Origin of the sequence: Pseudomonas sp. MD195_PC81_125 (genome assembly GCF_014060985.1) — a bacterium.
Classification (GTDB): Bacteria; Pseudomonadota; Gammaproteobacteria; order Pseudomonadales; family Pseudomonadaceae; genus Aquipseudomonas; species Aquipseudomonas parakoreensis.
In genome coordinates this window covers 1-10,213 of record NZ_JABULD010000300.1, presented here as the reverse complement: position 1 = coordinate 10,213, position 10,213 = coordinate 1, and the positions used below count along the sequence as shown (strand labels likewise).

The window sequence follows — 10,213 nt, the reverse complement described above, 5'->3', positions numbered from 1 at the left end:
CGAAGGCTGCGATCTTTTGATCTTGAATTCAGAACAATTTCAAAGGTTCTTCGTTGAGCGCCGACAGTTGCTCCCGCAGCGCCAACACCTGATCGCCCCAATACCGTTCGGTGCCGAACCAAGGAAAGCTGTGCGGAAACGCCGGGTCGTCCCAGCGCCGCGCCAGCCACGCGCTGTAGTGCATCAGCCGCAGGGCGCGCAGCGGTTCGATCAGCGCCAGTTCGCGCGGATCGAAGTCGTGGAATTCGTTGTAGCCATCCATCAGTTCCGAGAGCTGGCCGAGGCATTCCTGACGATCACCCGCCAGCATCATCCAGATGTCCTGCACGGCCGGGCCCATGCGGCAGTCGTCGAGGTCGACGATGTGGAACATTTCATCGCGGCACATCATGTTGCCGGGGTGGCAGTCGCCGTGCATGCGGATGTTCTGGTGCGGCGTGGCGGCGTAGACGTCTTCGACACGCTTGAGCAAGTCGCGGGCCACAGACTCGTAGGCTGGCAGGAGGCTCTTGGGGATGAAGTTGCCTTCAAGCAATGTTGCCAGCGAGGCGTGGCCGAAATTCTGCACGGCGAGGGCTTCGCGGTGTTCGAACGGCTTGGTGGCGCCGACCGCATGAATGCGCCCGAGCAACTGGCCGAGGCGATACAACTGATCGAGATTGCCCGGCTCCGGCGCACGGCCGCCGCGACGGGGGAACAGGGTGAAACGGAAACCGGCATGCTCGTGCAGGGTTTCGCCATTGTGGATCAACGGCGCCACCACCGGAATTTCAACGTCGGCCAGTTCGAAGGTGAATTGGTGTTCTTCGAGGATGGCGTCATTGGTCCAGCGCTGCGGGCGATAGAACTTGGCGATCAGCGGTTCGGAGTCTTCGATGCCGACCTGATAGACGCGGTTTTCGTAGCTGTTGAGCGCGAGAATGCGCGCATCGCTGAGGAAACCGATGCTTTCGACGGCATCGAGCACGAGATCGGGTGTAAGGGTTTCAAACGGGTGGGCCATGCTGACTCCTGCGCGCAGCAGGCTGCCGCGTCCGGCCCAGCATGGTAGCGCAGATGGCAGGGGGGGAGTGGGTTGGTGTCTGGGAGGACGCTATCGCTGGCAAGCCAGCTCTCACAAAGTCTTGCACTATTTTCAAATCAGCGCAGAACCTGTGGGAGCTGGCTTGCCAGCGATTAGGGCCTGTCAGGCGCCGACGATTCCACCGTCCTCACGGGTAATCGCCATCACCGACGAGCGCGGCTTGCCGTTCGGCAAATGCTCAGGGAAGGTCGAACCACCGTTCTCGCCCGGGTGCTGAATCCCGACAAACAAGGTCTTCTGGTCCGGCGAGAAGCTGATCCCGGTAACTTCGCAACCAATCGGCCCGACCATGAAGCGGCGAATCTCGCCGGTCTTGGGGTCGGCACAGAGCATCTGGTTGTTGCCCATCCCGGCAAAGTCGCCGGCATTGCTCGAGTCGCCGTCAGTCAGAATCCACAGCCGCCCGGCCTTGTCGAAGCCCAGCCCGTCCGGGCTGTTGAACATGTTCTGCGGGGTGATGTTCGACGAACCGCCCTTCGGCGTACCGGCATGGACGCCTGGATTGCCGGCGACCACAAACAGATCCCAGGCGAAGGTCTTCGAGGCGTGATCGTCGCGGTCGGTGCGCCAGCGCAGGATCTGACCGTAGACGTTCTTCGCGCGCGGGTTCGGCCCGCCCACCGGCTGCCCGTCTTCGCCGCGTTTGGCGTTGTTGGTCAGGGTGCAATAGACCTGGCCGTCCTTCGGGCTGACGACGATCCATTCCGGGCGGTCCATGCGCGTGGCGCCGACCACGCTGGCGGCGAGGCGAGCGTGGATCAGCACTTCGGCCTGATCGGCGAAACCGCTGCTGGCATCGATGCCGTTCTTGCCATGGGTCAGTTCGATCCACTGGCCCTGGCCTTTCGGATGATCCGGGTTGCCGTCACCGGCATCGAATTTCGCCACGTACAAAGTGCCGTGGTCGAGGATGTTGCGGTTGGCCTTGGCGTTGCGGTGGTTGATGCGATCGCGGCTGACGAATTTGTAGATGAACTCGCCCCGTTCGTCGTCGCCCATGTACACCACGGCGCGGCCGTCGTCGGTCTCGGCCAGTGCGGCGTTTTCATGTTTGAAGCGACCCAGCGCGGTACGTTTGACCGGGGTCGATTGCGGATCGAACGGATCAATCTCGACCACCCAGCCGTGACGGTTGAGCTCGTTGGGGTTCTTGGCCATGTCGAAGCGTGGATCGAACGGATGCCAGTTGATCTCGCGGCTGGCCACTGACACACCGTAACGCTTCTGCGCCGGGTCGAACTGCTGCTGGGCGTTGCTGCTGCCAAAGCAGTCGGTGAAGTTTTTCTTCGCAAGTCAGATAGGTGCCCCACGGTGTCTTGCCGTTGGCGCAGTTCTGGAAGGTGCCGAGGACTCTCTTGCCGTGCTTGTCGGCGGCCGTCTTCATCAGCTCGTGACCGGCGGCCGGGCCGCTGATGCGCAGCGGCGAGTTGCCGTGGATGCGCCGGTTGTAGCGCGAGCCCTGGACGAACTGCCATTGGCCGTTCTTGCGCTGCACTTCGATCACCGACACACCTTCGCAGGCCAGTGCCTTGCGCACGTCTTCGGCCGATTGCGGCATGCCGCCGTGCGGGTAGAGGTAGCGGTAGTTGGTGTATTCGTTGTTGATCGCCATCAACGCGCGGTTTCTGTCGTCGGGGAATTCGAACAGGCTCATGCCGTCGTTGTTGTCGCCGAATTGCACTTCCTGTGCGGCGGCGGTGCCATTGCCGCTCGGGTCGAACGCCGGGCCGTTCTTGTGCAATGGCTGACCCCAACTGATCAGCACCGAGGACTTGTAGCCCTTGGGCAGGCTGATGACGTCTGTAGTGGCGGCGGGAATGCTCTCGAAACCGAGCAGGCGGCTGTTGCCGGCGCTGATGCCGGTGGCCAGCGCGCTGCGGCTGAGCAGGTTGCCGCCGAGAAACATGGCGGCGCCGCACAGCGCGCCGGCGCTGATGAAACCGCGACGGCTGAGGCCGACCATTTTTTCCAGGTCTGTCGATTGGTTTTCTTCTAATAGGCTCACATCAGGCTCCCTGCTTGGTTTTGGCAGCCACCTTAATGAGCGTCGATTACGCTTTCGTTGCAGCGTCTGATTACAGCGGCGTACCGATCAGTACATTGGACGGCGAAAACTGCACCTGCACCGGTTGCCCGACACTCAGCCCGCGGGTGCGAAGCTGCAGCGGCTCAGCCAGAGCGCAGAGCGTCTGGCCGTTGGGCAAAGCGATGCGCACTTCGCTGGGGCCGTCCTCGGCATCGAGAATGGCTTCGAGCGTGCCGCTCAGTAGATTGTGTCCAGATGTTGCCGCTTGATCCGCCGCCAGCAGTTCAAGCCAGCCGGCCTTGATCAATGCCACTACTTCAGTGCCCGGTTGCAGTTCCAGGTGCACGGTGCTGTCGTGGGTGATCTGTGCGTTGATCCACAAACCTTCAGCCAGTTCGAGGCGGATCAAGTCATTGCGGCCCTGACCTTCGATGCTCACGACTTTGCCGTGCAGTTGATTGCGGGCGCTGGTTCTGAGCATCAATCGCCCGAGCAGATCCAGATCACTGGCGTCTTCAGCGGCTTCCAGTACCTGTGCCTGCAAGGCCTGCAGCTTTTGATAAAGGCGCAACACCCGCTCGCCTTCGCTGGACAATCTGGCGCCACCGCCGCCCTTGCCGCCGACCGCACGTTCCACCAGTGGCTTCTGCGCCAGGTTGTTCAACTCATCGATCGCATCCCAAGCGGCCTTGTAACTCAGCCCGGCGCTTTTTGCGGCGCGGGTGATCGAGCCCTGTTCGGCAATGTGTTGCAGCAGGGCGATGCGCTGCGGACGGCGGACGATGTGCTGGGATAACAGAGACGGCATGGACATGGAGGGGGGCTTTTCACGATGGCGGTGGAAAGTGAAGTTGGCGGCTTGAGCCACAAGAGTCAAGCCACACACTGTCCTCCCACAATGGGATTGTGCTGACTTTCAATTCCCCGGTTTTGGCGTGCGCGCCAGGCAATACACGTCAACCCGCGCTGCGCCTGCATTTTTTAGCAGTCGCGCCAATGCCTGGGCCGTGGCGCCGGTGGTCAGCACGTCATCGATCAATGCGAAGTGCCGACCTTTCACATCGGTGTCAGGGTTCAGCGCGAAGGCATGACGCAAATTGCGCTTGCGCGTCTTGGCGTCGAGATCCTGCTGGGCGCTGGTGTCGTGGACCCGCCGTAGCGCCTGTTCCTCAAAAGGCAGATTCAGCTGTTGGCTAAACCATCGCCCGAGCATCGCGGCTTGATTGAACCCGCGTTGGCGCAGACGTTTGCTCGCCAGTGGCACCGGCAACAACACATCGGGTCGCGGCAAACCTTCATCGAAGCGATGTTGCAGGTATTGTCCGGCAACGTCGGCAAGCAGGTGACCAAACGGCCATTTCGCCTTGTGTTTAAAGCGTGTAATCAGACTGTCCACCGGGAAGTCATAGCGCCACGGCACGACCACCTGTTCGAACGCCGGCGGCTCTAGCAGGCACTCGCTGCAGGTCTGACCGACAGCCGGCATCGGCAAAGCGCACGTCTGGCACTGGTCGCCGAGCCAGGGCAGCTCGGTTTCGCAGGCGACGCACATTGGCAATTCTGCTTCTGCGGGCTCATCGCACAGCAAGCAGGTCTGTACGTTTTTTAAACAGATGTAAACCTGTTGTGCGTATCGTGGTTGACAGCGCATGACTCTTCCTTAAATATGCCGAACATCCGTGTCGCGCCTGTGGGTATTCCGTTCCCGCAGCCGCCAGCCAAGCATAACCAAGGAACCGCCCATGAGCGCCAGCACCTCTGCCACCCTGCGTCACGACTGGTCTTTAGCCGAAGTCAAAGCGCTCTTCGTACAGCCATTCAACGACTTGCTGTTCCAGGCGCAGACGGTGCACCGCGCACATTTCAACGCCAACCGGGTGCAGGTTTCGACCCTGCTGTCGATCAAGACCGGTGCCTGCCCGGAAGACTGCAAGTACTGCCCGCAGTCCGGTCACTACAACACCGGCCTGGAAAAAGAAAAGCTGATGGAGGTGCAGAAAGTTCTCGAAGAGGCTGCCCGCGCCAAAGCCATCGGCTCCACGCGTTTCTGCATGGGCGCGGCGTGGAAGCACCCGTCGGCCAAAGACATGCCGTACGTGCTGAAAATGGTTGAAGGCGTAAAAGCCATGGGGCTGGAAACCTGCATGACCCTCGGGCGTCTCGATCAGGAGCAGACCGAGGCGCTGGCCAAGGCTGGCCTGGATTACTACAACCACAACCTCGACACCTCGCCGGAGTTCTACGGCAGTATCATCACCACCCGCACTTACAGCGAGCGCCTGCAGACCCTGGCCTACGTGCGTGAGTCGGGGATGAAGATCTGCTCCGGCGGCATCCTCGGCATGGGCGAGTCGCTGGACGACCGCGCCAACCTGCTGATCCAGTTGGCTAACCTGCCGGAGCATCCGGAGTCGGTGCCGATCAACATGCTGGTGAAAGTGGCCGGTACGCCGCTGGAAAACGCCGACGACGTCGATCCGTTCGATTTCATCCGCATGCTCGCCGTGGCGCGCATCCTCATGCCGCAATCCCACGTGCGCCTGTCCGCCGGCCGCGAAGCGATGAACGAGCAGATGCAGGCGTTGGCATTCTTTGCCGGTGCCAACTCGATTTTTTTACGGCGACAAACTGCTGACCACTGCCAACCCGCAGGCCGACAAGGACATGCAGCTGTTCGCGCGTCTGGGTATTCAGCCAGAAGCCCGTGAAGAGCATGCCGATGAGGTGCATCAGGCCGCGATCGAGCAGGCGCTGGTGGAGCAGAAGAGCAGCGAGCAGTTCTATAACGCTGCGGTCTGATCTTCGCTTGAAATGCAAAACCCTGTAGGAGCTGCCGCAGGCTGCGATCTTTTGATGTTGTTTTTTAAAAGACAAGCTCAAAAGATCGCAGCCTTCGGCAGCTCCTACACAGTCATTTTTCAGATGTGAGGCCTGCATGTCTTTCGATCTCGCCGCACGCCTTGCTGCCCGCCGTGCTCAAAATCTCTATCGCCAGCGTCCGTTGCTCGAGTCCCCGCAGGGGCCTGAAGTGGTGGTCGACGGGCAGCCGTTGCTGGCGTTCTGCAATAACGACTACCTCGGCCTGGCCAATCACCCGCAGGTGATCGAAGCCTGGCGCGCGGGTGCCGAGCGCTGGGGCGTGGGTGGCGGAGCGTCACATCTGGTGATCGGCCACAGCGGCCCGCATCATGCACTGGAAGAAGCGCTGGCTGACCTCACCGGCCGGCCGCGTGCGTTGCTGTTCACCACTGGCTACATGGCCAACCTCGGTGCGGTCACGGCACTGGTGGGGCAGGGCGATACGGTGTTGGAAGACCGCCTCAATCATGCCTCGTTGCTGGATGCCGGTCTGTTGTCCGGCGCGCGTTTCAATCGTTATCTGCACAACGACGCCGGCAGTCTGGCCACGCGTCTGGAGAAAGCCACGGGCAACACGCTGGTGGTCACCGATGGCGTGTTCAGCATGGACGGCGACATCGCCGATCTGCCCGCGCTGGCCCGGGAAGCCAAGGCCAAGGGCGCGTGGCTGATGGTCGATGATGCCCATGGCTTCGGCCCGCTCGGCGTCAATGGTGGCGGAATCGTCGAGCATTTCGGCCTGAGTCAGGACGATGTGCCGGTGCTGGTCGGCACCCTCGGCAAGGCGTTCGGCACGGCGGGTGCTTTTGTCGTCGGCAGTGAGGAGCTGATCGAAAGCCTGATCCAGTTCGCCCGGCCCTACATCTACACCACCAGCCAGCCACCGGCGCTGGCCTGCGCAACGCTGAAAAGTCTGGAACTACTGCGCACGGAACACTGGCGTCGTGAACATCTGCAGACGCTGATCCGCCAGTTCCGCCACGGCGCCGAGCAGATCGGTCTGCAATTGATGGACAGCTTCACCCCGATCCAGCCGATCCTGATCGGCGATGCCGGTCGCGCCGTGCGCCTGTCGCAGATGCTGCGCGAGCGCGGCTTGATGGTCACGGCAATCCGTCCGCCGACTGTCCCGGCGGGCAGCGCACGCCTGCGCGTGACCCTGACCGCTGCCCACAGCGAGGCGCAGGTGCAGCTATTGTTGGAAGGACTGGCCGATTGCTTTGCCCAACTGCCGCCGGAGCCAAGCCATGCGTGATCGTCTGATTCTGCTGCCGGGCTGGGGCCTTGGTATTTCGCCGCTGGAGCCTTTGACCGCAGCGTTACAGGGACTCGACGAGCATCTGTATGTCGAGATCGAGCCGTTGCCCGAGCTTGATTCGAGCGACTTGCAGGAGTGGCTCGACGATCTCGATGAACGTATTCCTCAGGATGTGTGGCTGGGCGGCTGGTCGCTGGGCGGCATGCTTGCCTCCGAATTGGCGGCACGGCGCGGCGAGCGTTGCTGCGGTCTGCTGACGCTGGCGAGCAATCCTTCTTTCATGGCTCACGAGCATTGGCCGAGTGCGATGCCGGGCGAGACGTTCGATGCATTTCTTGCCGGCTGCCAGTCCGATCCACGGCTGACCCTCAAACGGTTCTCGTTGTTGTGTGCTCAGGGCGCGCAAGAGCCGCGCGGTTTGTCGCGGCTGATGCTGGGCGGCGCGCCAAATACGGCCCCCGAAACCTTGTTGGCCGGGCTGGAGCTGCTCGCCCAACTGGATACCCGGGAAGCGTTGCAGGCGTTTCGCGGCCCGCAGTTGCACCTGTTCGCCGGGCAGGACGGCCTGGTGCCGGCGGAAGCGGCGGGGGCGTTGTTCGCCCTGTTGCCGGATATCGAAATTGGTCTGATCGAACAGGCCAGTCATGCGTTTCTTCTGGAAGACCCCCATGGCGTGGCGGGTGCGATCCAGGCTTTTCTACACGAGTGCGGTGATGACTGATTTGTCTCTAGTTGCGCTGCCCGGCGGCTTGCCCGACAAGCGCCAGGTCGCGGCCTCTTTCTCCCGTGCGGCGGCCAGCTACGACAGTGTTGCCGAATTGCAGCGTGACGTCGGCTCACAGTTGCTGCAGCGGTTGCCGGAAGATTTTCTGCCGTCACGCTGGCTGGATCTTGGCTGTGGCACCGGCTATTTCACTCGCGCCTTGGCCGAGCGATATGTCGAGGGGCAGGGGCTGGCACTGGATATCGCCGAGGGCATGCTCAATCACGCACGGCCACTAGGCGGCGCGCAACATTTCATCGCGGGTGATGCGGAGCGTCTGCCATTGCAGGATTCGACCTGCGAGCTGATCTTCTCCAGCCTCGCGGTGCAGTGGTGTGCGGATTTCGAATCGGTGCTCAGCGAAGCTTTTCGTGTGCTCAAGCCGGGCGGGATTTTCGCGTTTGCTAGTCTTTGTGTCGGGACGTTGTACGAATTGCGCGACAGTTGGCGGCAGGTCGATGGGCTGGTGCACGTCAACCGCTTCCGTGAATTCGTCCGGTATGAGCAGTTGTGTGCCGCCAGCGGCTTGCGTACGGTGAGTCTGCAGAACCAGGCGCATGTGCTGCACTACCCGGATGTGCGCAGCCTGACCCACGAACTCAAGGCGCTCGGTGCGCACAATCTGAACCCCGGGCGGCCGGGCGGTTTGACCGGGCGGGCGCGGATCCTCGGCCTGATCGAGGCGTACGAACAGTTCCGTCAGCCGCAGGGATTGCCAGCGACTTACCAGGTGGTTTACGCGGTGTTGGAGAAACCCTTATGAGCGCAGCCTATTTCATTACCGGGACTGACACCGATGTCGGCAAGACCACCGTCGCTGCCGGGTTACTGCATGCTGCGCGCTTGGCGGGGCTGAGTACGGCGGCGGGCAAACCGGTGGCTTCGGGGTGCGAGGTAACCGCCAAGGGTTTGCGTAATGCTGACGCGCTGGCGTTGTTGGCTGAATGTTCGGTGCCGCTGACTTATCAACAGGTCAATCCGGTGGCGTTCGAGCCGGCCATCGCGCCGCATCTGGCGGCGCGCGAGGCGGGTGTCGCGCTGACCGTGCAATCGCTGTTGGCGCCGATGCGCGAAATTCTGGCGCTGAATGCCGATTTCACCTTGATTGAAGGGGCCGGTGGCTGGCGGGTACCGTTGGCGGATCAGGACAATCTGTCGGACTTGGCTATCGCGCTGAAGCTGCCGGTGATTCTGGTGGTGGGCGTGCGCCTGGGCTGTATCAGTCATGCCTTGCTGACGGCCGAGGCAATTGCCCGCGATGGTCTGCAACTGGCCGGTTGGGTAGCGAATATCATCGATCCGAAGACGTCGCGGCTGGAAGAGAATCTGGCGACGCTGGCCGAACGGCTGCCGGCGCCGTGTCTGGGGCGCGTGCCGAAACTCAAGGCACTCAGTGCCGAAGCGGTGGCTGCCCACTTGCAGCTCGATCTGCTGGACTAATGCTTTTGCTATGACAGGGCACTGTGCCATCAGTATTTTTGACGGGTGTTTTTCTGACGCCTCTGCTTCAATGGCAACCATTGATCCTTCCCAAGGATGAGAACTCCCATGGAAATCACCGGTAACACAGCTTTTTATGCGGGTTTGAGCACCATTCAAACCGGGCAGAATCGTGTCGATCAGGCCGCCAGCCAGATCGCCAATAATACGATCGAGCGTTCGGTTACCAGCCAGTCTTCCGAGGCGCAGATTGATCGCCTGCGCGGTATCGACCGCAGCCAGCAAATGGATCCGGGCAGCGCCATGGCCGAAATGGCTCAAGGCAAGTTTCAGGTGGAGCTGGGCACCAAGGTCGCCAAGGCTTCTGATGAAATGCTCGGGACGATCATTGATACGTTTGCCTGATTTATCACATTCATCGTTTGCCGAACGCCGCGCTTTGTCGCGGCGTTTTTCGTTGTAAGTCCTTCTCCCTCAACTAATCTTTTTTCATTACCCGTGGCGCTTTGCAGCCCATGGCCGTTAGCTGTGTCCGGCGTTTGAAAAAAGTCATGACGAACGGCAAAAGATCGACGCTTGACAAGATTTCGGCGTAAACGTATGTTTCAAACAACTGTTTGACCGTCACAACAAATCAACGCGGTCGTTCATTCCCGGTTACATCAGCAGAGGTTTATCGCTATGCCTGACTACAAGGCCCCCTTGCGTGATATTCGCTTCGTTCGTGACGAACTGCTCGGCTACGAAGCGCACTATCAGAGCCTTCCAGCTTGCTCCGAAGCA

At 61.2% G+C, this 10,213-nt stretch carries 9 protein-coding genes and 2 pseudogenes; 7 read left to right on the top strand and 4 right to left on the bottom strand.

The genetic code is table 11. From position 1 onward, the window contains the following. Positions 1–28 precede the first annotated feature (28 nt). The 4 genes and pseudogenes from HT737_RS12850 to HT737_RS12835 form a co-directional block, all read right to left on the bottom strand. The gene (locus HT737_RS12850) at positions 29–1,003 is read right to left on the bottom strand and encodes a serine/threonine protein kinase (RefSeq protein WP_047297034.1); all 975 of its coding nucleotides are present in this window, start codon (positions 1,001–1,003) and stop codon (positions 29–31) included. Between the two features lie 183 nt (positions 1,004–1,186). Further along, a pseudogene (locus tag HT737_RS12845) lies at positions 1,187–3,089 on the bottom strand (PhoX family phosphatase). 70 nt (positions 3,090–3,159) lie between these two features. Further along, positions 3,160–3,924 (bottom strand): TOBE domain-containing protein, encoded by a 765-nt coding sequence (locus tag HT737_RS12840; protein WP_095668155.1) that lies wholly within the window; start codon positions 3,922–3,924, stop codon positions 3,160–3,162. A gap of 102 nt (positions 3,925–4,026) precedes the next feature. Further along, entirely contained in the window at positions 4,027–4,761 is a 735-nt protein-coding gene (locus HT737_RS12835) for a ComF family protein (protein WP_182402754.1), read from the bottom strand. 91 nt (positions 4,762–4,852) lie between these two features. Here HT737_RS12835 and bioB point away from each other — a divergent pair. From bioB to HT737_RS12800, 7 genes and pseudogenes are all read left to right on the top strand, one after another. Continuing rightward, positions 4,853–5,909: pseudogene (gene bioB, locus HT737_RS12830) on the top strand (biotin synthase BioB). Between the two features lie 136 nt (positions 5,910–6,045). Next, positions 6,046–7,224 (top strand): 8-amino-7-oxononanoate synthase, encoded by a 1,179-nt coding sequence (gene bioF / locus HT737_RS12825; protein ID WP_182402752.1) that lies wholly within the window; start codon positions 6,046–6,048, stop codon positions 7,222–7,224. Further along, the gene (locus HT737_RS12820) at positions 7,217–7,948 is read left to right on the top strand and encodes an alpha/beta fold hydrolase (RefSeq protein ID WP_182402750.1); all 732 of its coding nucleotides are present in this window, start codon (positions 7,217–7,219) and stop codon (positions 7,946–7,948) included. The genes bioF and HT737_RS12820 overlap by 8 nt, the downstream gene beginning before the upstream one ends. Then, the gene (gene bioC, locus HT737_RS12815; protein WP_182402748.1) at positions 7,941–8,753 is read left to right on the top strand and encodes a malonyl-ACP O-methyltransferase BioC; all 813 of its coding nucleotides are present in this window, start codon (positions 7,941–7,943) and stop codon (positions 8,751–8,753) included. Before HT737_RS12820 ends, bioC begins: the two co-directional genes overlap by 8 nt. Next, positions 8,750–9,430, top strand: a complete 681-nt coding sequence (bioD, locus tag HT737_RS12810; RefSeq protein ID WP_095668158.1) for a dethiobiotin synthase — start codon at positions 8,750–8,752, stop codon at positions 9,428–9,430. The genes bioC and bioD overlap by 4 nt, the downstream gene beginning before the upstream one ends. 108 nt (positions 9,431–9,538) lie before the next feature. Further along, positions 9,539–9,835, top strand: coding sequence for a hypothetical protein (locus HT737_RS12805; protein WP_047297018.1), 297 nt, complete (start codon positions 9,539–9,541; stop codon positions 9,833–9,835). Between the two features lie 276 nt (positions 9,836–10,111). Then, a partial coding sequence (locus HT737_RS12800) for an acyl-CoA dehydrogenase N-terminal domain-containing protein (RefSeq protein WP_182402746.1) occupies positions 10,112–10,213 on the top strand: 102 nt, incomplete at its 3' end.